Source organism: Puniceibacterium sp. IMCC21224 (assembly GCF_001038505.1).
Classification (GTDB): domain Bacteria; phylum Pseudomonadota; class Alphaproteobacteria; order Rhodobacterales; family Rhodobacteraceae; genus Puniceibacterium.
In genome coordinates this window covers 557,985-584,755 of sequence record NZ_LDPY01000001.1, presented here as the reverse complement: position 1 = coordinate 584,755, position 26,771 = coordinate 557,985, and the positions used below count along the sequence as shown (strand labels likewise).

Genomic DNA, 26,771 nt, shown 5'->3' with positions numbered 1-26,771 from the left:
CGCCTCGGCCGCTTGACGCCAGAGTGCCGCATCGCAGCACCCCAGAGGGCCATTCAGAAGGCGCATCGCAAATCGGCCCGACGACCCAATGTCAAGACCAAAGAACAGTTGTCCGGTTAAACCATTCGTGAGTACCCTACCGCGCAAAGTACCCTGCTGTCGCGCGGGGTCATTGGAGTTATTGAAATATGTCGTTTAATTAGACGAGTTGTTTTTGTATTATTCCATAATTTCACTCACCTAACCGATCCTTTTATACTTTTACCGGAGATCATCTGCCATGTCCCTTATCCGCCAAAACACACCCGACCCCGAATCCATCTTTGGGGATGCCACTGATGAAACCATCCCGGGCGGTGGCGGAAATGACACAATCTTTGGGCTCGGCGGCAATGACTCCCTGCTCGGCGATGCGGATGACGACTCTCTGGACGGTGGAATCGGCAACGACACTCTGGACGGTGGGTCCGGAAACGACACCTTGCTGGGGTCAGAAGGGGATGACAGCCTGTTCGGCGACGACGGCGACGATAGCCTTGATGGCGGCACCGGCAACGACACCCTAAAGGGCGACGACGGCAATGACACGCTGTTCGGTGGTACCGACAATGACACCCTTGAGGGGGGCGACGACAACGACAGCCTGGACGGCGGGTCCGAGGACGATAGCCTTGATGGCGGCGATGGCAACGACACACTGTTGGGCGGCGACGGCAATGATACCCTGCAGGGCGCAGGAGACGATGACAGCCTGGACGGCGGCGCGGGCGACGACGCCATCTTTGACGTCGACGGGAACAATACCGTACAGGGCGGATCTGGCAACGACACCATCTCGATGCAGGGCAGCACGTCCGCCATCGTCGACGGCGGCGACGACAACGATGATATTTTCGGCAGCGCCGGGGACGATTCCCTCTTGGGCGGCTCGGGAACAGACGCAATTGATGGTATCGACGGCGACGACACCATCGACGGCGGTGTCGGGAATGACACGCTCTTTGGCGGCTCAGGTGATGACTCGATCAGGGGCGGCGATAACAACGACAACATCTTTGGCGGCGATGACGACGACACTATCGACGCGGGCACCGGCAACGACACCGTCGATGGCGGCAGCGGCGATGACGAGATCATTGGCGGCATCGGCGCGGATTCCCTGACCGGCGGCGACGACGATGACACACTCAGCGGCGGCGAAGGCAACGACACGCTGATCGACAGCGATGGCGACGATGTCATGAACGGCGGTAATGGCGCCGACACGCTGAATTCCGGCGTCGGCAACGACCTTCTGAACGGCGACGCCGGCAACGACCAGCTGATCGCAGGCGACGGCAATGATACCGCAGATGGCGGCGACGGCAACGATACAGTGCGCGGCAACCAGGGCGAAGACACGGTGCGCGGTGGTGCCGGCGACGACGAACTGTTTGGCAACGAAGAGGATGATGAACTCGAAGGTGGCCTTGGCGACGACACCATCGACGGCGGCTCGGGCGAGCTTGACGTTGCGGTGTTCAACGACACGCTGGCCAACAGCACCGTGGCGCTGAAGGCTGGCAGCACCTCAACCGTCATCGTGACCTCGGCCGACGGCATTGACGAACTGGATGATGTCGAATTGCTGCGCTTTAGCGACCAGACGGTGACCGTGTCGTCGCTGCTGGGCAAGACCGAAACTGGCGACGATGACGCCAACGCGTTGGACGGCACGATCTTTGACGACAGTCTGGTCGGACTGGGCGGCAATGACACAATCCGCGGCAACCGCGGACAGGATACCCTGCTGGGCGGCAACGGCGACGATTCCATTCTGGGCGAGCGTGGCAATGACCTGATCGACGGTGGTTCGGGGCTGGATACACTCGATGGTGGCGACGGCGACGACAGCATTGACGGCGGCACCGGCGACGACCTGATGTGGGGCCGCATCGGCAACGACACGCTGCGCGGCGACAATGGCGATGACACGCTGCGCGGCGATGAGGGCGACGATGTGCTGGACGGCGGTGTCCGCGACGACAGCATCGAAGGCGGCACCGGTGAGGATACTCTGATCGCAGGCGAAGGCCGCGATACCCTTGTGGGTGGTCAGGGCCTCGACACGGCCGTATTCTCGGGCAATGCTTCGGATTACACGATGGCGATTGTCGATGAACAGACGCGTGAGCTGACCCACACCTCGTCAGGTGATGTGAACACGCTGATCGGCATCGAACGGATCCAGTTCGACGACATGACCACCGACATCTCGGTCGATCTGAACGAAATGCAGCGCGGCCTGGCGCTGCGCACCGGTCTGGGCGGGTCAAGCGGTTTTGGCGAAAACGCCTTGGCGCGTATCGACGATGGGTCGCAGTCGATTGATATCACGTCGGTGTTCGAAGGCGGCATCCTGCTGAACGGCACCACCTACAATTCGATGTTCATCAACTCCAACGGCAACGTGACCTTTGAAACCGCGTCGGGCGCGTTCAGCCCGACCGCGATCAACGGCTCGACGGGTAACCCGATCATTGCGCCGTTCTTTGCCGATGTGGACACAGACAGCGGCCCCGGCGCCATTACGCCGGGTGGCAATTCGACCGGCACCAATCTCATCTTCTGGGATATCAACCCGGATACGAACGAGATCATCATCACCTGGGACGATGTCGGGTTCTTCAACAACCGTGCTGATATTCCCAATGCCTTCCAGCTGGTTCTGACCGATACTGGCGACGGCGATTTCAACATCGAATTCCGCTACGAAGATATCAACTGGACCTCCGGTGATTTCACCGGCGGCACCGACGGTCTGGGCGGCGTCGTGGCCCGAGCTGGCTGGTCCACCGGCACCGGCGGCAGCTTTTTCGAGCTGACGCAATCCGGCAATCAGGAAGAGATGCTGGCGCTGGACGCCACGCTGGGCAACACTGGCCTTCCTGGCCTGTGGGAATTCTTTGTGCGCGACGGCAACTTCCTGACTTCGCTGGTGCCTGACTTGCCCGACGCAAATCTGACTGGCTGGACCTCGGGCGATCCGCATATCGTGACGCTGGACGGGCTGGCCTATGACTTCCAGGCGGTTGGCGAGTTTGTGCTGCTGCGCACCGATGGTGTCACCCCGGGCACCGGTCCCGCAGCGTTCGAAATTCAGGCGCGCTTTGTCGCTCTGGACGGCGTCGCCAATGTCAGCGTGACCGAGGCAGTGGCGACCCAGATGGGCACCTCGTCCGTAATGATCGACGGGTCCGAGACAACGCCGGTGTTCATCAACGGCACTGCCGTCAACATCACTGACTTCAGCTTCCTCGACATCGGCAATGACCGGATTTACCGCGAGGGTGACACCTACACGGTGGTCTATGCCGGCGCGAACGGCACTATTGAGGATGGTGATGGCCAGTTGATCGTGACCGTGATTGACGGACGCGTCGATGTGGATATTCGCCTGTCGTCCGAATACAGCGGCACGCTTGAGGGTTTGCTGGGCAACGGTGACGGCAACCCCGACAACGATATCGCCTTTGTCGATGGCTTCCCGGTGGACCGCCCGCTGGAATTCGAGACGCTTTATGGTGACTATGCCGGGGACTGGCGTCTTCAGTTCGAAAGCGACAGCCTGTTTCACTATGGTTCTGGCGAAAGCTTTGACGATTTCTTTAACGGATTCAGCACCCCCGACGACATTGTCACACTGGCTGATCTGACCCCGCAGCAAATCGCGCTGGCGACCGAGGTTGTCAGCAATGCCGGTGTGCTGCCGGGCACTGTCAACTTTGACAACGCGGTGCTGGACTTTGCCTTGACGGGCCGTCTGTCGTTCATTGACTCGGCGGCGTCTGTGCTGATCCCGACCGAAGATGAGGCAGTGGCAATCGTCAGTCCCGACCCGGTGATCATCGAAGGGACGCCGACGCAGGGCGAGACTCTGACCGGCAACACCGATGGCCTGTCAGCCTTTGGCACAGTGTCAGATGTCACCTTTCAATGGCTGCGGGACGGCACGCCGGTCAACGGGGCGACGGCATCCACATATGTGCTGCAACAGGCGGATGTGAACGCCGAAATGACGCTGACTGTGACCGCCTCGATCAACGGTGGCGCGGCTGAGACGGCGACCAGCGATCCGACGCCTGCAGTGTCGAACGTCAATGACCTGCCGGATGGCGAAGTGATCATCAACGGTACCGCGGCGGTCAACAGCACACTCACGGCGGATGCCAGCGGCCTGACCGACGACGACGGGTTGGGTACGTTCAGCTTCCAATGGATGCGGAACGGCAGCGACATCGATGGCGAAACCGGGACAACCTATGATCTGACTATCGGCGACGCGGGTTCCTCGATCTCGGTCCGGGTCAGCTATACTGACGGGTTCGGCACCGACGAAACTGTTGAGAGCGGCGAAACCCAATCTGTGGTCGAGCCGAACAACCCACCAACGGGCGGCGTAACAATCACCGGCATCTCGACCCAGGGCCAGACGCTCTCTGCCAACACAAGCGCACTTGCGGATGCGGATGGGCTGGGCACACTGAACTTCCAGTGGCTGCGCGGCGGCACCGACATCTCGGGCGCAACTGGATCAACCTATCTTCTTGGGCAGGACGATGTCGGCCAGGCGATTTCCCTGCGGGTCAGCTATACCGACGGGCGCGGTGTCGATGAAACCGTGACCGCCGCTCCGGTTGCCGCCACGGTGCTTAATGTCAACGACGCACCCACTGGCACCCCGGTGATCAGTGGTACGCTTGCCGAAGATCAGATATTGTCGGTGTCGTTCTCCGGTATCGGCGATGTTGATGGGCTGGGCGCCCTCTCGCTCCAGTGGCTGCGGGACGGGGTGGCGATCTCTGGCGCGACCGTCACCACGCTGGCCTTGGGTCAGGCGGATGTGGGCGCGCGTATCTCGGTCCGGTTGAGCTATACCGACGGATTTGGTACAGACGAGAGCGTGATTGGCACCACCACCGCAGACGTCACAAACGTCAACGATGCACCCAACGGTGCGGCGAATGTCAGTGGCTCTGCCACTGTCGGCGGCACGCTAAGCGTCAACACCTCGACCATTGCGGACGAGGACGGTCTGGGTGCCTTCAGCTTCCAGTGGCTGCGCGGCGGGGCCGAGATTGCGGGCGCGAACGCGGCGGCCTATGCGCCGACGCTTGCCGATGTCGGGCAAACCATCAGAGTCGCGGTCGATTACATCGACGGGCAGGGCACCGCAGAATCGGTGCTGTCTGCCAACACAGCCGCGATCGTCAACCCCAACCCGGATCAGAATATTTCCGGCACCGAGGGGAACAATACTCTTGAAGGGGGCATCGGCGACGACACCATTGATGGCAAAGGCGGCGACGACTCTATCGATGGTGCAGGCGGCGACGACCTGGTCGGTGGCGGAGAAGGCAACGACACCGTAAATGGTGGCGCGGGCAATGATCGGGTCTCGGGGGCCGACGGCAACGATGTGGTGAACGGCAACGGCGGCAACGACAACATGGGCGGAGGCAAAGGCAACGACACCATGAACGGTGGCGGCGGCAACGACACCATGGGCGGCGGTCAGGACAACGACGTCATGGACGGTGGCGAAGGCAACGACATTGTCAACGGCGGCCCGGGCGACGACAGCACGCGGGGCGGCAATGGCAACGACACCATGGGTGCCTCGTTCGGCAACGACACTGTGGATGGCGGCGACGGTGACGACAGCCTTGGCGGTGGCACCGGACGGGACAGCCTGATTGGTGGCAATGGCAACGACGACATCGGCGGTGGCGAAGGTGACGACACCGTGGACGGCGGCACCGGCAACGATTTCCTTGCCGGTGGCGGGCGCAACGACCTGATCTTTGGCGGCGCGGGTGACGACCGGCTTAACGGCGGTGCGGGTAACGACACTATGAATGGCGGTGCTGGTGAAGATATCTTTATCTTCAACGAACTGACGCCGGGTGAAATCGATCTGATCCTGAACTTCGAAGACGGCATCGACACCATCCGACTGTCCGGCGTCACCGGTCAGGGGCTTCAGGGACGGGTTGATGCACTCAACATCACCAATGCACTCATCGACATCGACGGCGACGCCGGCAATGCAACGGCAGCGGGCATCACGATGAGCTTTAACGGTCATACCATCAACGTCACGGGCATCAGCGCCGCGAACCTTGGGGTCGACGACTTCCTGTTTGTCGGCTGACGCTGCCCCAGCGTATCAATGAAAAGGCCAGATCCGGGGCACCGGGTCTGGCCTTTTCCGTTCCTGCACCTCGGACGAGACTGACTTAGGTCTTCTTGCGATCGTCGACGATGTTCATGGTCGCGACGCCACTGTTGCCCAGTTGGACCGACGCAAACGGGCCACCGTGGCACATGTTGCCGGGATCTGCCGGGTCAAGCGGACCTGCCTCGGCAAAGATTGCTACAGCATGCTCTTCGGCGTTGTCCTTTGGTCGGTAGCCCAGATAGGCCGCGCCGGAATTGTCCACCGGGGCGCGGTCGTTGTTCGACACGCCATAGATCACCGAGAACCCGGTGACCGGCGTATCAATGGCCCGCGTCACCAACTGGATCAGATCATCATAGCTCAGCCACGATCCGACAGCGCGCGGATTACTGACCTGCGCGCAGCTCAGAATCCGCAAGCACACCGCCTCGATCTGGCGCTTGTCCCAATACAGGCTGGCCAGATCCTCGGCAAAGCACTTGGCCAGACCGTAAAAGGTGTCAGGCCGATGCGGTGCATCAATGCCGATAAAATCGGTTTTGGGATGCATCCCAACCGCATGGATCGACGATGCATAGATCACGCGACGCACATTGTTGCGGTAGGCCGCTTCCCAGACATTGTAGGCGCCAACAAAGTTCGGGCCAAGCAGCTGCTCGAACGGGGCCTCGTCGCAGACGGCACCGAAATGCACAATCATATCAGCGTCTTTTGACAGCTCGACCATCGGAGCGAGGTCGGCCAGATCGGCGCGAACATAGGTTTCACCGGGATAGAGCGTGCCCAGATCATCCACAATATCCGTTGACACCAACGTGTCACACATCCTGCTAAGTGGTTCGCGCAGATACGATCCCAGGCGGCCTGCAGCCCCGGTCAGGACGAGTTTTTTCATCTGTTTGGTTCCTTCTATAAGGGTCTGTACCGCCAGTTGGTCACGCCACTTTGCCGACAGTCGATCCGACGCCTACGTGAATGGCCCGAGACGCACCGCCATGCAACGCGGTTAAAAGCGGTTATATGATTGCCTCTTCAACTATTGGGCGATTGGCCGCGATTCGTTCGAAATGAAACGGGCTTAGGTCGAGGGTCCGGTATTCGCCATGCACCAGATATTCGGCGGTGCCACGCCCCATGGCGGGCGATTGCTGCAATCCGTGGCCGGAAAACCCGTTGAGAAAGAAAAAGTTCGCAATCGTGGTGTGGGGCCCGCTGATGGCGTTCTGGTCCAGCGTATTGTAGGCATAGTGGCCGGCCCACTCCGATTGCACCCGAATCGCCTCGAACTGCGGGATGCGGTTGGCGAGGATGGGCCAGACGTGATCCTGCCAGATATCCGGGTCCATGGTGAAATCGTCGTAGGCCACCGCCGGATCAAGCGCGGTATGCGCTCCGCATTGGTAACTGCCGCCACCATATTCGCGCACATGCACGCCCGACGGGTCGATCGTCAGCGGCAAATCGCGATCCAGCGGCGTTTCCGCCGAAAACACCCAGGTAAAGCGCTTGCGCGGTTCAACCGGCAAAGCGATTCCCGCCATCCGCGCCGTCGCAGCCGCGCGCGGACCAGAGGCGTTGACCACCTGTCCGCAGGCCACCACTTCGCCCGATTTCAGCGTCACGCTGTCGACCCTGGTACCGGCAGTGTTCAACGTCATCGCGACCACTTCGTTCTCGACAAACTCGACCCCGCGCTCACGCGCCTGCCGCCGCCAGCAGTCGAACACCGCCGTAGCATCCCAAAAACCTTCGTCGATGCGGTTATGTGATCCAAGGATAATCCCATCGAGATTGTAAAACGGGTAAGCTGCGCCGATCTCGTCCGGGTACATCAACTGCGTACCCGCCCCGGCAGCAACCTGCGTCGCGTGTTTCATACGCAGGACATCTGCCGCAGCCGCGTTGTCCGCCAGATACATATAGCCGAAATTGTGGATCTTCAGTTCTGGTACCCGGTCGTCCCCGCCCATGAACTGCCGCAGATTCTTGACGAACTCTGCCGCGAATTGCGAAATTCGGATGTTGAGCGTGTTCGAGAATTGCTGCCGCATGCAGCTGTTGGTGTGCGTGGTCGAGGCGTCGCGATAGGTCCGGTCCCTCTCGACCACCAGAACCCGGCCGTCAAACCCCTGTTCCCCGGTCAGAAACCACGCGACCGAAGCGCCCATCATGCCGCCACCGACGATCACCACGTCATACTTGTCCTGCGACGGGGCCTGAACGGCGAAAGTCATGCGGCACCTCCTGTATTTCGGCCCTGCTCAGGCAGTTATATCCCAGAGCATTCTGCCGCGAAATCCTATGTGCGACCCCTCATCGCCGGTTTTGCAAAATTTGTTTACGGTCACACTCCCGACGCGCCATGGCGTCAGATCAACTGCGAAATGTCTTGCCAGAATGCGAATGGCGTGTCATATGGTGCGGGCTGACGAACTTCTCTTCGACCCTCTGTTTTCCCTAACCGGCGCTCAGGCTATCGATTCGAACGTGACCTCGCCGGGCTGTCGCACTCCGCGGACAGCAACGAAAACGATAAGGAATATTCACATGGCCACTGGCACAGTGAAATGGTTCAACGCAACCAAAGGTTTTGGCTTCATTCAGCCCGATGGCGGCTCCAAGGATGTGTTTGTGCACATCTCTGCAGTTGAGCGTTCGGGCCTGACCGGCCTGAAAGACGACCAGAAGGTGACCTTCGACATCGAAGCCGGCCGTGATGGCCGTGAGAGCGCGATCAACCTCGCCCTCGCCTAAGTCTTTCTAAAGATTTAAACACTCGGCCGCCCCATTCGGGCGGCCGTTTGCGTTTTACGGCTTTGCGTCGCCATGCCTTCGCGATCATCAGGGCATCAGGAACACACCCTGCGCGAACGTGACAGGGGTAGGTGCCTCAAGGATTGATTTTACTGGGTGTATACGCAACAAACCCCTGATCTGTTCACGAAAAGAGAGAACTGCCATGATCTCCCGACGTCATTTCATCGCCGCCGCTGCGGCCGCCGCAGTCCTCCCGACGCTGCCCGCGCAAGCCCAAGGGTTCCAGGTTGCGCCGAAGTTTGCGCCGCAATCGGTGAATTTCTTGGCCAATTACGCCCCCGGCCAGATCCTGATCGTGCCCAAAGCGCATTTTCTCTATTACATCACGGCCCCTGGACAGGCGCTGCGCTATGGCGTTGGCGTCGGCAAAGCTGGACTGGAATTCACCGGCACCGCGACCATCAGCGTGAAAAAGGAATGGCCGACCTGGCGTCCGACAAACGAAATGATTGAACGCGAGCCACAGTCCTATTCCAAGTTCAAGGACAACGACTATGTCCAGCCCGGTGGCCCCGGCAACCCCTTGGGCGCGCGGGCGCTGTACCTGTTCCAGAACGGGCGCGACACCTATTTCCGCATTCATGGCACCACTGCACCGGAAACGATCGGACGGTCAGTTTCGAACGGGTGCATCCGCATGCTGAACGAGCATGTGACTGACCTGTATGAACGCATTCCGATCGGCACCACCGTCACCGTTCTGTGACACCGGCATCGCAAGGGGCAGCCAACGCTCCGATCACCCAATTTGACGTCATCGTTCTGGGTGCGGGCCCGGCTGGCAGCGCTGCGGCCCGTACCGCTGCAGCAGCCGGACTGCGCGTAGCCCTGGTGGATAAGCGCCGCTTTCCGCGCGAAAAGCTGTGCGGTGGTGGATTTACCGGTCGGTCGATGCGCTATTATCGTGAGATCTTTGGCAATGACCGGCCCGACGCACCGATTCTATCGCGCGATGCGGTGACATTCTGCGTCTTTGGCACGTTGATGGGCACCTATCGGGATGTGCCGCAGTTGCATATGACCATGCGCACCACCTTGGATCAGGCGTTGCTACAACGAGCACTGGATGCCGGGGCCACGGATTTTACCGGGGTACGCGTGCGCGATATCGACCCTTCGGGCCCGTCGGTGACGCTGGACGCCATCACACTTACCGCACCGCTGCTGATCGGCGCGGATGGCGTCAACAGCGCCACGGCCCGTGCGCTGTTTGGCCAGGCATTCAATCACAACCGCATCGGCTTTGCGCTTGAGGTTGAACACCCGCAGGACGGTCCCGCTGATTCGCCGGTTCGGATTGATTTTGGTGCCGCCGACTGGGGGTATGGGTGGGATTTCCCCAAGACCTGTGGTCGCACCATCGGAGTCGGCGGCGTAATGCACAAGAACGCTGACATGAAGGTGGCGTTGCGCCGGTATCTTGATCGTCTGGGGTTACCCGACAACCGCCCGGTCAAAGGTCAGTTTCTGCCATTCGGGGATTATCGTCGCAAACCCGGACGCGGGCCAGTTCTTCTTGCCGGGGATGCTGCGGGTCTGGTCGATCCGATCACCGGAGAGGGAATCGCCTACGCCATGAAGAGCGGTCAATTGGCAGCGCAGGCCGCTATTGCGTCACTCGCCGCCGGGAATCCGGAATCGGCGTTGCTGCGCTACCGCACCGGCCTAATTCCAGTGCATCAGTCGATCACTCAGGCGCGGCTGATCCGTCCCTTTCTTTTTGCACCCGCCTTTCGTGACGGGTTTACCGCCGGATTCCGACAGTCCCGCAGCCTGCGGCGCGACTATATGCGCCTTTTGGCCGGCGAGACCGAGTATGATGAGATCACCCGCAAGACCATGGCCCGCGTACCGTCTATGATCTGGCGCGCCGCCACCGGCGCAATTTTGCGAAAACAGAACGTTGCCCCACCGGCGACATAATCCAGCCCCATTTCTGCGCACTTAATGCCTTAGTAAGAAATTGCGACCACGATGAGCTAAGAAGGAGAGATTGGACATGGCAATTGTCAGTTTGATTTTCGGCAGCATTATCGGCTTCTTCGCAGCCGTATTTGGTTGGGCGGTTCTGGATTTCAGTTTACTGCCCGCCTGCGGGCTCTATTTTGCAACAAGTCTGTGTCTCGCCTCGGTTCTGATTGCCGGCAACATGATTCGGGAAATGACTAAATTTGACACAAATGGGCCGCAAATACCCGCAGAGCTGGCGCGGGGCAGAGGCTGACCAAACGTATAATTGACGCCACCATTCGTACTGATCGGTTTCTGGTCAATGTTACATGATCGTAGAAGGTACGTGTTTTTGCGTTGAGCTCCCATAACTCGCACGTACTTCCGCGTGATGAAGCTAACGGTTTCGACGTGTATCCGCGTATGCCCAGATTTTTTCTTGCAACGACTCAGATCAAATCGCATAAATTGTCGCTGCGACGTTAACACTATCGACCCACTGCTCCTTTACGGCTCAGTCACTCGATCTTGCAATGACTTAGCCGACCTGCCGCGATTCTGCGGGCAGCAATTTGAAGGAGTACCGACGATGGCAACCGGCACCGTCAAATGGTTCAACACCACCAAGGGCTATGGATTTATCGCGCCCGACGGCGGAAAAAACGATATCTTTGTCCATATTTCAGCTGTTGAGCGGTCAGGTCTGACCGGTCTTGCAGACAATCAAAAAGTAAGTTTTGATGTCGAACCCGGTCGCGATGGCCGCGAGGCGGCGATCAACATCTCGCTCGCCTGATCCGGCCCACTCTGAGTGAAATACGCAAACGGGCGCCTCTGCGAGGCGCCCGTTTTGTACGACCTGCACCCAACATGCGCTGACGCGACGGTGCAATTAATCCTGCGCCCGTTGAATCAGTGCCTCGACCTCTGGTCCCATGGCCGCGACGATCCGCAACAGCCCGGCTGCGTTAGGATGGATGCCGTCCGCCTGCATATAGGCGCTCAGATCGGCGGGTTGCGCGCCATTCTCCTGCAAGCCACTAAAAAAGTTGTCAAACAGCAGCGCACCATACACGTGGGCCAGATCGGGGTAGATCGCATCGAACGCCTCTTTGTAGGCGGGGCCGTAATTGCCCGGCGCGTCCAGACCGACCAGAAGCACGGGCAGTTCCCGACGCTGCGCCGCTTGCAGAATACCGTCGAGATTGGCGCGCGCATTCTCCGGTGGCAGGCCGCGCAGCAGGTCGTTTCCCCCAAGCGTCACGATCAATGCGTCGGTTTGTTCGCTCAGCGACCAGTCCACCCGGCTTAGCCCGCCTGCGGTGGTGTCGCCCGACACGCCGGCATTGACCAGCGTCACCTCGTGCCCGCGCGCACTCAGCCAGGCCTGCATCTGCGGCACAAACCCGTCCTCGGTCGGCAGGCCGTATCCTTGGGTCAGAGAATCGCCCAACGCGACAATTTCCACCGGTTCGGCCTGTGCAACCGCGCCCCATACCATCAAGATGGCCAGCGCAGCCTTGCTCCTCAGCCTTGCGGCCCCATATGTCACCAGACCCACCATGCCCGGACCCCTTTTTATGACCGATCCCGTACTTGCGCTTAAAGATGTCACGCTCAGCCTCAGCGGCAATGCCGGAATGGTCGAAATTCTGCACGGAATTTCAATGAACGTTCACAAGGGCGAGACTTTGGGCCTGATCGGTCCGTCCGGGTCCGGAAAATCGTCCCTGCTGATGATCATGGGCGGGTTAGAGCGGGCGACCACCGGGCGCGTCGCCGCGCTGGGGCAGGATATCACTGACATGTCCGAGGATGCGCTGGCCCGGTTCCGTCGCGATCACATGGGCATTGTGTTTCAGTCCTTTCACCTGATCCCGACCATGACCGCGCTGGAAAATGTCGCCACGCCGTTGGAACTTGCCGGGCACGCGGATGCTTTTGACCGTGCGAGGGCCGAGCTTGAGACTGTAGGCCTGGCCCATCGAGCTGATCATTTCCCGTCTCAGATGTCGGGTGGGGAACAACAGCGGGTTGCGCTGGCCCGCGCCTCGGCGCCGCGGCCCAAGATCCTGCTCGCGGACGAGCCGACCGGTAATCTGGACGGTGCGAATGGCGCCGCGATCATCGACATGCTGTTTGATCTGCGCGACCGGCACGGCGCGACGCTGGTGTTGGTGACACATTCCAATACGCTGGCGCAACGCTGCGACCGCGTGGTGCGCCTGACTGATGGCCGGGTGGCGGCGGACCAGTTGCGGGCGGCCGAATGAGCCTGCGCATCGCGGCCCGGTTCGCCCGAAGGGAACTGCGCGGCGGCCTGCACGGGTTTCGCATATTTCTGGCCTGTCTGGCGCTTGGCGTCGCGGCGATTGCCGGCGTTGGTTCCGTCCGCTCCGCGATCGAGGCCGGGTTGACGGATCAGGGCGCTGTTCTGCTGGGCGGCGATGCCGAGGCACAGTTCACCTATCGGTTTGCCACAGCTGAGGAACGCGACTGGCTCGGCTCTATCGCGACCAAGGTGTCCGAGGTCACGGATTTCCGCTCAATGGTGGTGGTTGATCCCGACGGGGCTGCCGAACGCGCGTTGACACAGGTGAAATCGGTTGATGGCGCTTATCCCCTCTTGGGTAAAATGGTGTTAGATCCGCCGATGGCTCTGGCTGATGCCTTCACAGGCGGTGATTTGCCCGGTGCTGTCATGGCGCCCGTTCTGGCCGACCGTCTTGGCCTCAAGCCCGGTGATGTCTTTCGTCTTGGCGCGCAGGATTTTACACTTACCGCTGTCATCGTATCCGAACCTGACGATGCAGGCGGTGGCTTTGAACTGGGTCCGCGCACGATGATGCTGACATCCGATCTGGCCAACGCGGGTCTGCTGCAACCGGGGACGTTGTTTGACAGCCAATACCGCCTGACCCTGCCCGAAGGCACCGATCTGGATGCGCTGGCCGCCAAGGCCGACGCGCAGTTCCGCAACACCGGCCTGCGCTGGCGTGACGCCCGCAACGGTGCGCCCGGCGTGTCGCGGTTCGTCGAGCGGCTGGGATCGTTTCTGGTGCTGGTTGGCCTGTCGGGGCTGGCGGTTGGCGGCATCGGCGTCTCGGCAGCGGTGCGATCCTATCTGGCCCGTAAGACATCCGTCATCGCGACGCTGCGCACATTGGGCGCCAGCCGGGCGACGATCTTTCAGACCTATTTCATCCAGATCGGCGTGCTGAGCCTGATCGGCATCACATTGGGTCTGATCCTTGGCGCGGCGGTCCCCCTGCTATTCGCGCCGATGATCACTGCCAGCCTGCCGGTGCCCGCGCTGTTTGCCCTGCATCCCCAGCCGCTGATCGAGGCCGCGATCTACGGCATCCTGACCGCGCTGATCTTTACCCTCTGGCCGCTGGCCCGCACCGAAGAGGTCCGCGCCGCCACTCTGTTTCGCGACGCGCTCAGCACAGCGCGCGCCTTGCCAGCACCACAGTTCGTGGTCGCCACGGCTGTTCTGCTGGCGTTGCTGGTTGGGGTGGCAGTACTGTTTTCCGGCAATGCCTGGCTGACGCTGTGGACTGCGGGCGGCATCTTGGCGGCGTTGGTCATTCTGGCGCTGGCGGCGGTGGCGATACGCTGGGCAGCCCGGCGCAGCGCCACTGCAGCGCGGGGTCGTCCGGTGTTGCGTTGGGCGCTGGGGGCAATCGGTGGCCCGCGTGAAGGTGCCGCGTCAGTCGTCCTGTCACTGGGGTTGGGGCTGTCGGTTCTGGCCGCTGTTGGGCAGATCGACGGCAACCTGCGCAATGCGATCAGCCGCGACCTGCCCGAAGTTGCGCCGTCGTATTTCTTTGTCGACATCCAAAAAGATCAGATGCCGGGGTATCTGGAGCGACTCGACGCGGACCCGGCGGTGCATAAGGTCCAGAGCGCCCCAATGCTGCGCGGTGTCATCACTGAAATCAACGGGTTTCCCGCGCGCGACACTGCCGGCGATCACTGGGTCGTGCGCGGCGATCGGGGCATCACCTATGCCGATACACCGGGCGAGGAAACGACCATCACCGGCGGTGAATTCTGGCCCCAAGGCTACACCGGCCCGCCGCAAATCAGCTTTGCCCAGGAAGAGGCCGACGAGATCGGTCTGAAACTCGGTGACACCATCACCGTCAACATCCTTGGCCGCGACATCACCGCCACGATCACCAGCTTTCGCGAGGTTGATTTCTCAACCGCGGGGATCGGTTTTGTGATGGCTATGAATGCCGCCGCGTTAGAGAACGCACCGCATACCTTCATCTCGACCGTCTACGCCGACGCGCCAGCCGAAGCACAGATACTGCGCGATCTGGCGCGTGATTACCCCAACATCACTGCGATCCGGGTGCGCGACGCAATCGACCGGGTGTCGGAACTGCTGGACGGCATTGCCGAGGCCACGCGCTGGGGCGCGGCCGCCACGCTGCTGACTGGTTTCCTGGTGCTGATCGGCGCTGCGGCGGCGGGCGAACAGGCCCGCACCTATGAGGCCGCCGTACTCAAGACCTTGGGGGCAAGCCGCGCCCGCATCCTGCGCAGCTTTGCGCTGCGGGCCGGTCTGCTGGGTCTTGGCGCCGGGGTTGTCGCGCTTGCGGCTGGCGTACTTGGTGGCTGGGCGGTGAGCACATTCATCATGGACACCAGCTTTACCGTGATCTGGGGATCGGCGCTTGCGATCATCATCGGCGGTATCCTTGCCACTTTATGCGCCGGTCTGGCGTTTGCGTGGCGACCACTGGCGGCACGACCGGCGCAGGTGCTGCGGGCGCGCGAATAGCGCCAGTCCTGCCTTGCGCAGAGGGGCCGGGGCTGGCATGGCTGGCATGACCCCGGAACGACCGACCCACCCAAGGAGCCGCCCCGTGACCGACAGCCTGCCGATGACCGTCCCCGCCCCGCTAACACCAGCCCAACGCACAAGCATCGTGAACCTCGTCCGCCGCGCGGCCAAGGCCGAGATCCTGCCGCGGTTCCGCGCGCTGGCCGCGCACGAGATTGACCAGAAAACCGGCCCGCAGGATCTGGTGACCGAAGCTGACCGCGCCGCCGAGGCAATGATCGCTCGTGGGCTGCTGGGCCTGTTCCCCAACGCGCTGATCGTCGGCGAAGAGGATGTTTCCAAGAACCCGGACATCGTGGACAAGATCGCCGGGGCCGAGATGGCCTTTACCATCGACCCGGTGGACGGCACCTGGAACTATGCCAATGGGTTGACAACATTCGGCGTCATCCTGTCGATGACGCGCTACGGCACACCAGTGTTCGGCCTGCTCTACGATCCGGTCATGGACGATTCGATCATCGCGGACGACACTGGCCCGGCACAAATGCTACGCCCGCGCCGCGCCGCGCAAACGCTGTCGGTGTCCAAAGGTGGCCCGATCGAACAGCTGACCGGCTATGTCGGCCTCTACAACCTGCCGCAAGACCAGCGTGCCGCGATGGCCGCAACCTTTCCCCGGTTTGACCGCGCGACATCGCTGCGCTGCGCCTGCCATGAATTCCGTATGTTGGCCCAGGGCAATGTCGATTTTGTATTCTGCGCCGGGCTCACGCCATGGGATCACGCAGCCGGCGTGCTGATTGCCCAGCGCGCGGGCGGGCATGTCGCGCAGCTTGACGGATCAGATTACCGTGCCGATGCCCCCCGCGAAGGGTATATTCTGGCGGCGTCGGACACGGCGACCTGGGGACGCCTGCGCGACGTCTTTTCCTTTCTTTTGGCGGAATGAACCGCTTGCCTGCGCCGATCCACGGCGCAGGCGGCACCGCTGTTTACTCAGCCGCGTCGGCATAATCCGACATCGGCGGGCAGGTGCAAATCAGGTGGCGGTCGCCATAGACATTGTCCACCCGGTTGACCGGCGGCCAGTATTTGTCGACCCGAAACGCACCCGGAGGGAAACAACCCTGTTCGCGGCTGTAGGGCCGGTCCCAGTCCCCCACCAGATCCTCGACCGTATGGGGGGCATTGGCCAGCGGGTTATTATCGTGCGGCATGGTGCCATCTTCGATCGCGCGGATCTCATCGCGGATCGCCAGCATCGCATCGCAAAACCGGTCCAGCTCTGCCTTGGTCTCGGATTCTGTCGGTTCGACCATCAAGGTGCCAGCCACCGGCCAGCTCATCGTCGGGGCGTGAAACCCGCAATCAATCAGCCGCTTGGCAATATCCTCGACCGAGACCCCCGCGCTGTCGGCAAATGGCCGCACATCGAGGATACATTCATGCGCCACACGCCCCTCAGACCCGCGATAAAGCACCTTGTACGCCCCCTCCAATCGCTGTGCGATGTAGTTCGCGTTCAGAATCGCAACCCGCGTGGCCTGCGTCAGCCCCTCACCACCCATCATCAGGCAATAGGCCCAGCTGATCGGCAGCAGCGACGGCGAACCAAACGGCGCCGCCGACACCGATCCGACACCCGGCTTCAGCGGGTGCGACGGCAGATGCGGCACCAGATGCGCCTTGACACCGATCGGGCCCATGCCGGGGCCACCGCCGCCATGAGGGATGCAAAAGGTCTTGTGCAGGTTCAGGTGGCTCACATCGCCGCCCAGATCGCCGGGCCGCGACAGGCCGACCATGGCGTTCATGTTGGCCCCGTCGATATAGACCTGCCCGCCGTGGTCGTGGGTGATCTTGCAAACGTCAATCACCGTTTCCTCGAACACGCCATGGGTGGACGGATAGGTGATCATGCACGCAGCCAGCGCATCTGAATGCTTTTCCGCCTTGGCCCTAAAATCATCCAAGTCGATTGAGCCGTTGGCGTCGCATTGCACCGGCACCACTTTCCACCCCACCATCTGCGCGCTGGCCGGGTTGGTGCCATGCGCATTGACCGGAATCAGGCTGACGTTGCGATGCCCCTGCCCCTGCGTCCGGTGCCAGTCGGCAATGGTCAGCAGGCCTGCATATTCGCCTTGCGCGCCGGAATTGGGCTGCATCGAAATCGCATCATAGCCGGTAATCTGGCATAGCTTGTGATTGAGATTTCCAATCAATTCGGCATAGCCGCGTGCCTGATTGTCAGGCACATAGGGATGCAAGCCGGAAAACTCGGGCCAACTCACCGGCATCATCTCGGCGGCCGAATTCAGCTTCATCGTGCAGGACCCCAGCGGGATCATCGCCCGATCCAGGGCAAGGTCGCGATCCGCCAGACGCCGCATATAGCGCATCATCTCGGTCTCAGCCCGGTTCATGTGGAACACGTCATGCTGAAGGTAGTCCGAGGTCCGCAGCATCGGCTCGGGAAGGCGATAGGCCGGGGTCAGCTCATCATCTTTCCGGTCAAGACCAAAGGCCCGCCAGACCGCTTCGATCGTCGCGGGCCGGGTTGTTTCATCCAGCGTGATGCCGACGTGCGTCTTGCCCACGGCACGCAGGTTCACGCCTTGCGTGACCGCCGCCTGCATCACCCCGCGCTGCAACAGCCCCACATCGACAGTAATCGTGTCAAAGAACGTCGCAGGCTCAACCACAAATCCCGCGGCCTCAAGCCCGCTGGCCAGACGTGTCGTCTTGCGATGGATGCGCTGCGCAATGGCGCGCAGTCCCTTGGGTCCATGAAACACCGCGTAGAACCCGGCCATCACCGCCAGTAGCGCCTGCGCCGTGCAAACGTTGGACGTAGCCTTTTCGCGGCGGATATGCTGTTCGCGGGTTTGCAGCGCCAAACGGTAGGCACGGTTTCCATGCGCATCGACAGAGACGCCGACAATGCGCCCCGGCATCGCCCGTTTATAGGCATCTTTGGTGGCCATATAAGCCGCGTGCGGCCCGCCATAGCCCATCGGCACACCGAACCGCTGGGTTGATCCCACGGCGATATCGGCCCCCATGGCACCCGGTTCCTTCAGCAGACACAGTGCCATCGGGTCGGCGCTGACGACGGCAATCGCCCCCGCCGCGTGCAACGTGGCGATCAGGTCGCTGAAATCACGCACATGGCCATAAGTGCCGGGATACTGGAACAACGCCCCAAACACAGCGGTCGGGTCCAGCGCGTCCGGGCTGCCCACAACCACCTCGATCCCCAGCGGCTGGGCCCGAGTGCGCACAACGGCAATATTCTGCGGATGGCAGTTCTCATCAACAAAAAACGCGCGCGCCTTGGACTTGGCGACGCGCTGCGCCATGGTCATCGCCTCGGCGCAGGCTGTCGCCTCATCCAACAACGAGGCGTTGGCAATTTCCAGCCCGGTCAAATCCGAAATCATCGTCTGATAGTTCAACAACGCCTCAAGCCGCCCCTGACTGATCTCGGGTTGATAGGGCGTGTAGGCCGTGTACCAAGCAGGGTTTTCAAAAATGTTGCGCTGGATCGCCGGCGGCGTGACGGTCCCGTGATACCCCATCCCGATCAGCGAAGTCAGCACCACGTTCTGATCCGCCACTTCACGCATGTGATGCAGCAGCTCGCGTTCAGACATCGCCTTGCCAAAATCAAGCGGCGCGGCCTGACGGATCGGCTGGGGCACGGTCTGATCGATCAGCGTCGTCAGATCCGGCACGCCAAGCACCCCGAACATATCCTGCATCTCGGCGGGGGACGGACCGATATGGCGGCGGTTGGCAAAATCGTATGGCAGATAGTCTATCGGCGCAAAGCTCATGTCTCACCTCGTCTGGAACAGGACAAAGCGGCGGCCAAACCGGACAGGCCGCCGCTTCTTCTCTTCAAAAATACGCATTTTCCGGGTCGGCCACCGATCGGCCAGCTGACGCGGGTGTGCCCTGGTCAGCCCACAAACTTCTTGTAGGCCGCCTCGTCCATGTAATCGTCCATGACGGCCATATCGTCGGCCTCAACCCGGACCTTAAAGAACCAGGCTTCGCCCTCGGGATCTTCGTTGACCTTGCCCGGTTCAGCCACGATCGACTCGTTGACCTCGACAATCTCACCATCAATCGGGGCAAGGATGTCGGACGCCGCCTTGACGCTCTCGATCACCACAACTTCGTCATCCTTGGACACGGTTGCGCCGACATCGGGCAGTTCGACAAACACCACATCGCCCAACTGCTCGGCGGCATGTGCCGTGATACCGACAGTGACGATGCCATCATCTTCTTCCAAAAGCCATTCATGCTCTTCGGTGAACTTCATCATTATCTCCCGTGGATGTGTTCAGCGTTTGAATCCTGCGGGTACAAAGGGCAGCGACACAACCTCAACGGCCAGTCGTTTGCCCCGTACCTCACCAAAAATCTGTGTACCTGCCTTTGACAGGGCAGCGGGCACATAGCCCATCGCCACTGGCGCGCCAAGGGTTGGGCCAAAACCACCCGAGGTCACGATCCCAACCGGCTCTCCGCCCGTTTCGCCAGCGAAAAGCTGGATACCTTCGCGCATCGGCGCGCGGCCCTCGGGGCGCACGCCAACGCGTTTGCGGGCCACACCTTCGGCCAGATCACCGGCTATACGCTCGGCTCCGGGGTATCCGCCTGCGCGGGCACCACCCGGGCGGCGCACCTTCTGGATGGCCCAGACCAGCGCCGCTTCGATCGGTGACGTGTCCGCATCGATGTCATGGCCATAAAGGCAAAGCCCAGCCTCAAGCCGCAGCGAATCGCGAGCACCAAGGCCAATAGGCTCAACCGCGTCGATTGTCAGCAGGGCGCGGGCCAGCGTCTCAGCCGCCGCATCGGGCACAGAAATCTCGAATCCATCCTCGCCAGTGTAGCCAGACCGCGAAATCCAGCATTCAGCCCCGGCCAGTTCCAGCGTGGCCACATCCATGAACCGCATCTCCCTCACTGCCGGGTTCAGCTTGGCCAGCGCGTCTGCGGCGCCCGGCCCCTGCAGTGCGAGCAGAGCCCGATTGTCGAGCAGCTTGACCACAACGCCGGGCTCAAGCTCCGCGCGCATCCGCGCGACATCTGCATCCTTGCAGGCTGCGTTGACCACAACAAACAGGTGATCGCCACGATTGGCGATCATCAGATCATCCTCGATCCCGCCCTGATCGTTGGTGAAGAACCCATAGCGCTGACGGCCCTCAACGATCCCGGCGACATCGACCGGCACAAGGGTTTCCAGCGCCAGCGCCACATCGCAAGTGCGTCCGCGCAGTACAACCTGCCCCATGTGGCTGACATCAAACAGACCGGCAGCCGCGCGGGTGTGCAGATGTTCCTTGAGCACACCCATGGGATATTGCACCGGCATTTCGTAGCCAGCGAATTCAACCATCTTCGCTCCCAGCTCAAGGTGCAGCGCATGCAGCGGGGTGCGCTTCAAACCACCTTCATCCTCGGGTTCGTGGTCATCCGCGGGATGTCCGCCGGGGCCGTGGTCAACACCACAACCGCAGACATCCTGGACCTCAAATCGTGCCAGATCGTCGCTACCTGATCCGTTTTCGCCCTGTTTACCGCTCATGCGTTCATCCATTTCTGACATCCGTTCGGCGACACATTGGGGCGCCACGGCATTCACAGCGCGGTAAAATTCCCACGCCCGGAATGCCCCCTCTGTCCCTTTGCCTGAGATCGCTATCCCGTCGGCGGATGCATACGATTGCACCACTCTCCAGAGTTCTGTTGGTCGCGACGGTCCCTTGGGCCTGAGAGTTTCCGGGGCGGTTGCTCCTTCGGCACCGGATAACCCGGTTCTCCCGTCGTGACGTGGCGCCAAGCTAGACCAGCTTTTCGTCGGAAACAAGCACCCTCATACGGAGGGTGGTGAGCGGTTTGAATTTAACAAGCACCCCCCGTTTGCCGCCGGGTGCGCAGCAATCCGCCCCCAACCCAAACCCTGACAGGTCCGGTTTCCTCTGGCATTGGTGCATCACAGTCCACGCCGCCGGGGCTGACATTTTGAAAACGCTTGCGCTGCCCTCCGATCAGCGCAAGCATGAGTCCATGAATTCGCTAACGCCGTTCCAAGCCACCCAATCGGGATCCGAGGTCGTGGCCTTTCACCGAACCGAGCTATCGCTGATCCTGGCGCTGTATGGCCGCATGGTCGCGGCGGGTGAGTGGCGCGATTACGGTATCTCGTGTCTGCGCGATGTGGCGGTGTTCTCGATCTTTCGCCGCACCGCCGAAAACCCGTTATACCGGGTCGAAAAACGGCCAAAGCTGCGCGGAAAGCAGGGCCAATATGCCGTGGTCAGCATAGATGGCCAGGTGCTGAAACGCGGGTCAGACCTGCGCACGGTGCTGCGGGTGTTAGAGCGCAAGATGATCCGCGCGATCGACTGACCGCGCGGTTGGATGTCGCCTGGAGATGGCGTTCCGCGCCGGGGCCCCGTCACCGCACGGCGATCATCGGTGCCATGACGCAAAGCAGTTCAAACATCACAGTGACGCCCAGAAACGCCGTTCCGCCCGAGGTATCAAACGGCGGTGACACTTCGACCATGTCCGCACCGACGATATTCAGCCCCTCAAGCGCCCGCACCACCTGCAAGGCCTGATAGGAATTCGGGCCGCCCACTTCGGGTGTGCCGGTGCCGGGCGCAAAAGTCGGATCGACAAAGTCGATGTCATAGCTGACATAAGTCGGTTCGGTGCCGACAATCTCGCGTGCCTCGGCCATGACATCTTCGGGGCCGCGGGCGTGGAATTCTTCGATCGGGACGATACGAATGCCGTTGGCGGCGGCAAAATCACGGTCTTCGGTGTCATAAGCCGAGCCGCGAATGCCGATCATCACCACACGTTTCGGGTCCAACAGCCCCTCTTCGATTGCACGGCGGAACGGTGTGCCATGGGTGTACATCGTGCCACCGAAATAGGAATGGAACAGGTCGGTATGGCTGTCGAAATGCACCATACCCAGCGGCGCATCGCGACCCAATGACCGCAAGATTGGCAGCGACGACAGGTGATCGCCGCCCGCAGTGAGGGGCATGATGCCCGCCGCCCGCAACCCATCATAAAACGCGGTAATCCGGGTCATGCTGTCCTGAATATCCGCCGGATTTGGTCCGACATCCCCAACATCGGCGCAGCGCACCATCTCAAACGGGCGCACGCCGCTGACGCCGTGCTGCGCCCGGATCATGGTCGAGGCATCGCGCAACTGACGCGGCGCATGGCGCGGGCCGGGACGGTTGGTGGTGCCGCTGTCCCAGGGCACGCCGACCACGCCCACCTGCACCTCTTCGAACCGGGCGTGGCCGGGCGGCACATAAGGCAAGCGCATAAAGGTCGGAATGCCGGCAAACCGCGGCAGGTCAAACCCCGAGATGGGGTGAAAGAACGGATCGGTGGTCATGGCGGGCTTCCTTGCGGTTCTATTCTGGCGTGGCGTATAACAGGGCCGTCGCTTTTGGCGATACGGTCAATGGCAGATTGCAGCGGCTCGAATGCGACGCTCATGCTATGGGCGTTGGCGTGCAGCAGCGTCACCGGGTCAGCGACCCAGGCGACATGCCCCTTCCAGAACAGCAGGTCACCGCGCTGATATGGCGTGCCGGGCGACATCGTGACGCCCAGCGCACGCTCTTGCAAGTCACTGTCGCCGGGGCAGGTTTGACCGCAGGCGCGCAAGCCTGCCTGAACCAACCCCGAACAGTCAATCCCGCGCGCTGAATTCCCACCCCAGACATACGGCGTGCCCAGCAGCCGTTCTGCAACCGCGACCGGGTCGGTTTCGGGCAAGCCGACGGGGCGCAGATGCAAAGCAGGCACATACCGTGCCCCGCTCGGAGTGGCATAGCGCGCGAACCGGCCGCCGACATCATCAACATGCAGCTGCGCGCCCAAAGACAGCTCTGCCAGGTCGGTGAATCGTTTGAAATCCGGCTGATCCAGACTGCTGGTCAGTCGCGCGCTCACAACATGCGTCGGCGCGGGCAGATCATCGAGGGCCTGCGCCCTTAGGTATCCGACATAGCCATTGTAGGGAACAAAACCAAAGGCGAATTCCTGCCGCACCTCAAGCACGCAAAACCGTTCGCCAAACAGCAGAGTACGCTCGCGATTGCCGTCGGGCGCAGACCACAACCAGACCATGTCCCGTGCGACGCAGCGTTCGGTGCCGTCAGTGAACTGCTCCGCCGCGAGCTCGCCCATCAGCGAGACATGCGCCACCCGGCCGTTTGTCGGCATCAGACGGCGGTCCGCCATGGCGATCACAGGTTCAAAAGGTTCGGCAGTGCGTCCAGAATGGCGCGCGGACCTTGCCCAAATCCACCCTTTGTGCGCCCCGGTGCGGGCTGTGGTTGCCAGCCGTAGATGTCGAAATGCACATATCTTGGGGTCGCTTCGACAAACCGGCGTAGGAACAGTGCCGCCGTGATCGCCCCACCAAAGCCGCCGGCCGGCGCATTGTCCAGATCAGCGATCCCCGGTTCGATCATCGTCTCGTACGGCTCCCAGAATGGCAGGCGCCAGACCGGGTCAGCCATTTTGGCGCCGGCCTGTCCTAGCGTTGCGGCGACGGCATCGTCATCGGTGAAATATGGGGCCAGATCCGGCCCCACCGCGACCCGCGCGGCACCAGTCAACGTGGCCATCGAAATGATGAGGTCAGGCATTTCCTCGTCTGCCAGCGCCAGAGCGTCGGCCAGCACCAGCCGCCCCTCCGCGTCGGTGTTGTTGATTTCAACCGTCAGCCCCTTGCGCGAGGTCAGAATGTCCTGCGGGCGGAAACTGTTGCCGCTGACCGCGTTTTCGACTGCCGGGATCAGCACGCGCAACCGCAGCGGCAGAGCCAGCGCCATGATCATCCGCGCAAGGCCCAGCACGTTGGCTGCCCCCCCCATGTCCTTTTTCATCAACCCCATCGACGCACCGGGTTTCAGGTTTAACCCCCCGGTGTCAAAACACACGCCCTTGCCCACCAGCGTCAATGTCGGGCCGACGGTACCCCAACGCATGTCGATTAGCCGCGGCTCTTGCTCGGCCGCGCGGCCCACGGCGTGGATCATCGGAAAATTCTGCGCCAACAACTCGGCACCAATGATGACCCGGATATCGGCATCAAATTCATCGGCCAAGGCCCGCGCTGCGGCATCAAGGTCCGCCGGCCCCATATCCGAGGCAGGCGTGTTGATCAGGTCACGGGTCAGCGCCTCGGATGCCGCCAGAACTTCGGTCCGTGTGGCATCAATGCCATCGGGCGCCACAAGCTGCGGCACCTTCGGGCTTTGATCATGGTAACGCGAAAAGCCGTAGGTCGACAACAACCAGCCCAACGCCTCGGTCGCGACATCCTCAGCGGGCAGACCGCTCGCAATGTGATAGAGGCCCGGCGCCAGATTTGGCACCGCGCCCGCCAGTACGAATCGCACCCTGCGACGTTGAGACGGCGTGCCATAGCCAATCAGCGCGCCCTGTGGCGTACCGTCAGCGTCGGGCAGCATCAGCGCCGTGCCGATGGCACCGTTAAAACCGCTTGCCCCGACCCAATTGCGCGTGACATCGCCCTGCTGTGCCGCCCATGGGGCGACATCATCCGGGCTAAGTACATGAACTGGCAAAGACCCCGCGTCGGCAGAGGCAAAGGAAAACGGCATCGGGCAACCCCTTTGTTGGTGACACGCCGTACCCTAGCCCCTGTGCGCCGCCCCGCAAGTGAGTTCAGACCGAAAGATCCTGCAAATCCCAGATCTCGGTCAGTGACAATTCCCCGGTGCGTATCAGGCGCGACAAGGTCGCCGCCAGCGCGATCACATCCGCGTCGTCTATGCAGCTGATCACATCACCCGCAACCCGCGACAATCCGTTCATGCCGATCTGCACCGCTATCGCATTTAGTGCCCGCGTGTTCTTGCGCATCTCAGCCCAGTTCTGGTCACAATACATCCGGTCAATATAGGTCAGACGATAGGCCAGTTCCTCCATTGCGCGGCAGACGACATCCTCAGCTCCGCTTGGGCCAAGCTGCACATACAGCATCTCGACCCGGCCAGCATCCAGCCGCGCGCCTTCGCGCGGTTTCAGCATCACGATATTTCCCACCTTACCATCCTCTCAGAAAGGCCCCCACGGCGATGACAGGGTGTCCTATCGAGGTTCCCAAAAGGTTAGGCTTGGCTTGGATTATCTCTCGAATTCCTGTCGAATTCAGCGTAACTCAGACCCACCCGCACCACCAAGGAGAGCGAAATGAAGGCTGCCAAACCCCTGCCTGCCTACCTGGTCCAGCGCTATCAGGGCTGGAAGGCGACAACCTATGCCGACAACGCCTCGTGGTATCGCCGCCTTGCAACCGAAGGCCAGCGCCCGCGCGCGATGGTGATTTCGTGCTGCGACAGTCGGGTGCATGTCACGTCGATCTTTGGCGCGGATTCGGGCGAATTCTTTATCCACCGCAACATTGCCAATCTCGTCCCTGGGTATGAGCCGGACGGCGCGCAGCACGGCACCTCGGCGGCGGTGGAATATGCCGTGGTTGCGCTCAAGGTGGTGCATCTGATCGTGCTGGGTCACTCCAACTGTGGTGGCGTCGCCGGATGCCTTGATATGTGTTCCGGCCACGCCCCGCATCTTGAGGAAACGTCAAGCTTTGTGGGACGCTGGATGGACATCCTGCGGCCGGGCTACGAACGGGTCAAGGATGAACCGGATGATGCCCTGCGCGCCCGCAAGCTGGAAAAAGAGGCGGTTCTGGTGTCGCTTGAAAACCTCATGACCTTTCCATTTGTCCGCGAGGCCGTCGAAAGGGACGAACTGACGCTGCATGGTCTGTGGACCGAGATCGGCGCCGGCGGGCTGGAATGGTATGATCCCAGAACAACAGCATTTGTTCCTGTCGCGGACCGGGCGGCCGGCGGTCTTTAGCCGCTCGGCCAATGGCGGATC

Annotated in this window: 21 protein-coding genes and 1 riboswitch; of the genes, 11 read left to right on the top strand and 10 right to left on the bottom strand. The window is 61.5% G+C overall.

Annotated elements, in window-relative coordinates:
• Nucleotides 1-280 precede the first annotated feature (280 nt).
• Nucleotides 281-6,193, top strand: coding sequence for a nidogen-like domain-containing protein (locus tag IMCC21224_RS26350; RefSeq protein WP_053078874.1), 5,913 nt, complete (start codon nt 281-283; stop codon nt 6,191-6,193).
• An 85-nt stretch (nt 6,194-6,278) separates the two neighbouring features.
• Here the strand turns inward: IMCC21224_RS26350 and IMCC21224_RS02670 are convergent, their stop codons facing one another.
• Together IMCC21224_RS02670 and IMCC21224_RS02665 are read right to left on the bottom strand one after the other, a co-directional pair.
• Nucleotides 6,279-7,115, bottom strand: coding sequence for an NAD(P)-dependent oxidoreductase (locus IMCC21224_RS02670; RefSeq protein WP_047994031.1), 837 nt, complete (start codon nt 7,113-7,115; stop codon nt 6,279-6,281).
• Between the two features lie 121 nt (nt 7,116-7,236).
• Nucleotides 7,237-8,454: an FAD-binding oxidoreductase gene (locus tag IMCC21224_RS02665; RefSeq protein WP_047994030.1), complete on the bottom strand. Its 1,218-nt coding sequence runs from the start codon at nt 8,452-8,454 to the stop codon at nt 7,237-7,239.
• A 313-nt stretch (nt 8,455-8,767) separates the two neighbouring features.
• Here IMCC21224_RS02665 and IMCC21224_RS02660 point away from each other — a divergent pair, with 313 nt between their 5' ends.
• From IMCC21224_RS02660 to IMCC21224_RS02640, 5 genes are all read left to right on the top strand, one after another.
• On the top strand, nt 8,768-8,974 hold the full coding sequence (locus IMCC21224_RS02660) for a cold-shock protein (RefSeq protein ID WP_047994029.1): 207 nt from the start codon (nt 8,768-8,770) through the stop codon (nt 8,972-8,974).
• 205 nt (nt 8,975-9,179) lie between these two features.
• Nucleotides 9,180-9,743: a L,D-transpeptidase gene (locus IMCC21224_RS02655; RefSeq protein WP_156178083.1), complete on the top strand. Its 564-nt coding sequence runs from the start codon at nt 9,180-9,182 to the stop codon at nt 9,741-9,743.
• Nucleotides 9,740-10,960 carry a geranylgeranyl reductase family protein gene (locus IMCC21224_RS02650; RefSeq protein ID WP_231582001.1) on the top strand — a complete coding sequence of 407 codons (1,221 nt, stop codon included), beginning with the start codon at nt 9,740-9,742 and terminating at the stop codon, nt 10,958-10,960. Before IMCC21224_RS02655 ends, IMCC21224_RS02650 begins: the two co-directional genes overlap by 4 nt.
• A 76-nt stretch (nt 10,961-11,036) precedes the next feature.
• Nucleotides 11,037-11,261 (top strand): hypothetical protein, encoded by a 225-nt coding sequence (locus IMCC21224_RS02645; protein WP_047994028.1) that lies wholly within the window; start codon nt 11,037-11,039, stop codon nt 11,259-11,261.
• A 315-nt stretch (nt 11,262-11,576) separates the two neighbouring features.
• Nucleotides 11,577-11,783 (top strand): cold-shock protein, encoded by a 207-nt coding sequence (locus tag IMCC21224_RS02640; RefSeq protein WP_047994027.1) that lies wholly within the window; start codon nt 11,577-11,579, stop codon nt 11,781-11,783.
• A 96-nt stretch (nt 11,784-11,879) separates the two neighbouring features.
• Here IMCC21224_RS02640 and IMCC21224_RS02635 read toward each other — a convergent pair whose 3' ends face one another.
• A complete protein-coding gene (locus tag IMCC21224_RS02635) occupies nt 11,880-12,551 on the bottom strand; it encodes an arylesterase (protein WP_047994026.1) in 672 nt (223 codons plus the stop codon).
• Between the two features lie 16 nt (nt 12,552-12,567).
• On the opposite strand from IMCC21224_RS02635, the gene IMCC21224_RS02630 reads away from it, so the two are divergent.
• The 3 genes from IMCC21224_RS02630 to IMCC21224_RS02620 all read left to right on the top strand — a co-directional run bounded on the left by IMCC21224_RS02630 (nt 12,568) and on the right by IMCC21224_RS02620 (nt 16,737).
• Entirely contained in the window at nt 12,568-13,260 is a 693-nt protein-coding gene (locus IMCC21224_RS02630) for an ABC transporter ATP-binding protein (protein WP_047996821.1), read from the top strand.
• On the top strand, nt 13,257-15,782 hold the full coding sequence (locus IMCC21224_RS02625) for an ABC transporter permease (protein WP_047994025.1): 2,526 nt from the start codon (nt 13,257-13,259) through the stop codon (nt 15,780-15,782). The genes IMCC21224_RS02630 and IMCC21224_RS02625 overlap by 4 nt, the downstream gene beginning before the upstream one ends.
• Before the next feature lie 85 nt (nt 15,783-15,867).
• Nucleotides 15,868-16,737, top strand: coding sequence for an inositol monophosphatase (locus IMCC21224_RS02620; RefSeq protein ID WP_047994024.1), 870 nt, complete (start codon nt 15,868-15,870; stop codon nt 16,735-16,737).
• Between the two features lie 43 nt (nt 16,738-16,780).
• Here the strand turns inward: IMCC21224_RS02620 and gcvP are convergent, their stop codons facing one another.
• The 3 genes from gcvP to gcvT form a co-directional block, all read right to left on the bottom strand.
• The gene (gcvP, locus tag IMCC21224_RS02615) at nt 16,781-19,627 is read right to left on the bottom strand and encodes an aminomethyl-transferring glycine dehydrogenase (RefSeq protein WP_047994023.1); all 2,847 of its coding nucleotides are present in this window, start codon (nt 19,625-19,627) and stop codon (nt 16,781-16,783) included.
• Nucleotides 19,628-19,752: 125 nt separating this feature from the next.
• On the bottom strand, nt 19,753-20,121 hold the full coding sequence (gcvH, locus tag IMCC21224_RS02610; protein WP_047996820.1) for a glycine cleavage system protein GcvH: 369 nt from the start codon (nt 20,119-20,121) through the stop codon (nt 19,753-19,755).
• Between the two features lie 21 nt (nt 20,122-20,142).
• Nucleotides 20,143-21,396 carry a glycine cleavage system aminomethyltransferase GcvT gene (gcvT, locus tag IMCC21224_RS02605; RefSeq protein WP_082135287.1) on the bottom strand — a complete coding sequence of 418 codons (1,254 nt, stop codon included), beginning with the start codon at nt 21,394-21,396 and terminating at the stop codon, nt 20,143-20,145.
• Nucleotides 21,397-21,557: 161 nt separating this feature from the next.
• Nucleotides 21,558-21,644, bottom strand: a riboswitch (glycine riboswitch).
• A 234-nt stretch (nt 21,645-21,878) separates the two neighbouring features.
• Here gcvT and IMCC21224_RS02595 point away from each other — a divergent pair.
• The gene (locus IMCC21224_RS02595; RefSeq protein WP_047996818.1) at nt 21,879-22,220 is read left to right on the top strand and encodes a DUF2794 domain-containing protein; all 342 of its coding nucleotides are present in this window, start codon (nt 21,879-21,881) and stop codon (nt 22,218-22,220) included.
• 49 nt (nt 22,221-22,269) lie between these two features.
• Here IMCC21224_RS02595 and speB read toward each other — a convergent pair whose 3' ends face one another.
• The 4 genes from speB to IMCC21224_RS02575 all read right to left on the bottom strand — a co-directional run bounded on the left by speB (nt 22,270) and on the right by IMCC21224_RS02575 (nt 25,928).
• Nucleotides 22,270-23,238 (bottom strand): agmatinase, encoded by a 969-nt coding sequence (speB, locus tag IMCC21224_RS02590; protein ID WP_047994021.1) that lies wholly within the window; start codon nt 23,236-23,238, stop codon nt 22,270-22,272.
• Nucleotides 23,235-24,092 carry an NlpC/P60 family protein gene (locus IMCC21224_RS02585; RefSeq protein ID WP_047996817.1) on the bottom strand — a complete coding sequence of 286 codons (858 nt, stop codon included), beginning with the start codon at nt 24,090-24,092 and terminating at the stop codon, nt 23,235-23,237. Before IMCC21224_RS02585 ends, speB begins: the two co-directional genes overlap by 4 nt.
• A gap of 5 nt (nt 24,093-24,097) precedes the next feature.
• Nucleotides 24,098-25,483 carry a M17 family metallopeptidase gene (locus tag IMCC21224_RS02580; protein WP_047994020.1) on the bottom strand — a complete coding sequence of 462 codons (1,386 nt, stop codon included), beginning with the start codon at nt 25,481-25,483 and terminating at the stop codon, nt 24,098-24,100.
• 64 nt (nt 25,484-25,547) lie between these two features.
• Entirely contained in the window at nt 25,548-25,928 is a 381-nt protein-coding gene (locus IMCC21224_RS02575) for a hypothetical protein (RefSeq protein WP_231582000.1), read from the bottom strand.
• A gap of 147 nt (nt 25,929-26,075) precedes the next feature.
• On the opposite strand from IMCC21224_RS02575, the gene IMCC21224_RS02570 reads away from it, so the two are divergent.
• Nucleotides 26,076-26,750: a carbonic anhydrase gene (locus tag IMCC21224_RS02570; protein ID WP_047994019.1), complete on the top strand. Its 675-nt coding sequence runs from the start codon at nt 26,076-26,078 to the stop codon at nt 26,748-26,750.
• The last annotated feature ends 21 nt before the right edge of the window (nt 26,751-26,771 follow it).

Bases quoted from the DNA above. Each gene is read 5' to 3' on its own strand.
- IMCC21224_RS26350 (WP_053078874.1), top strand. From the start codon at position 281: ATGTCCCTTATCCGCCAAAACACACCCGACCCCGAATCCATCTTTGGG.
- IMCC21224_RS02670 (WP_047994031.1), bottom strand. From the start codon at position 7,115: ATGAAAAAACTCGTCCTGACCGGGGCTGCAGGCCGCCTGGGATCGTAT.
- IMCC21224_RS02665 (WP_047994030.1), bottom strand. From the start codon at position 8,454: ATGACTTTCGCCGTTCAGGCCCCGTCGCAGGACAAGTATGACGTGGTG.
- IMCC21224_RS02660 (WP_047994029.1), top strand. From the start codon at position 8,768: ATGGCCACTGGCACAGTGAAATGGTTCAACGCAACCAAAGGTTTTGGC.
- IMCC21224_RS02655 (WP_156178083.1), top strand. From the start codon at position 9,180: ATGATCTCCCGACGTCATTTCATCGCCGCCGCTGCGGCCGCCGCAGTC.
- IMCC21224_RS02645 (WP_047994028.1), top strand. From the start codon at position 11,037: ATGGCAATTGTCAGTTTGATTTTCGGCAGCATTATCGGCTTCTTCGCA.
- IMCC21224_RS02640 (WP_047994027.1), top strand. From the start codon at position 11,577: ATGGCAACCGGCACCGTCAAATGGTTCAACACCACCAAGGGCTATGGA.
- IMCC21224_RS02635 (WP_047994026.1), bottom strand. From the start codon at position 12,551: ATGGTGGGTCTGGTGACATATGGGGCCGCAAGGCTGAGGAGCAAGGCT.
- IMCC21224_RS02630 (WP_047996821.1), top strand. From the start codon at position 12,568: ATGACCGATCCCGTACTTGCGCTTAAAGATGTCACGCTCAGCCTCAGC.
- IMCC21224_RS02625 (WP_047994025.1), top strand. From the start codon at position 13,257: ATGAGCCTGCGCATCGCGGCCCGGTTCGCCCGAAGGGAACTGCGCGGC.
- gcvP (WP_047994023.1), bottom strand. From the start codon at position 19,627: ATGAGCTTTGCGCCGATAGACTATCTGCCATACGATTTTGCCAACCGC.
- gcvH (WP_047996820.1), bottom strand. From the start codon at position 20,121: ATGAAGTTCACCGAAGAGCATGAATGGCTTTTGGAAGAAGATGATGGC.
- gcvT (WP_082135287.1), bottom strand. From the start codon at position 21,396: ATGAGCGGTAAACAGGGCGAAAACGGATCAGGTAGCGACGATCTGGCA.
- IMCC21224_RS02595 (WP_047996818.1), top strand. From the start codon at position 21,879: ATGAATTCGCTAACGCCGTTCCAAGCCACCCAATCGGGATCCGAGGTC.
- speB (WP_047994021.1), bottom strand. From the start codon at position 23,238: ATGACCACCGATCCGTTCTTTCACCCCATCTCGGGGTTTGACCTGCCG.
- IMCC21224_RS02585 (WP_047996817.1), bottom strand. From the start codon at position 24,092: ATGGCGGACCGCCGTCTGATGCCGACAAACGGCCGGGTGGCGCATGTC.
- IMCC21224_RS02580 (WP_047994020.1), bottom strand. From the start codon at position 25,483: ATGCCGTTTTCCTTTGCCTCTGCCGACGCGGGGTCTTTGCCAGTTCAT.
- IMCC21224_RS02570 (WP_047994019.1), top strand. From the start codon at position 26,076: ATGAAGGCTGCCAAACCCCTGCCTGCCTACCTGGTCCAGCGCTATCAG.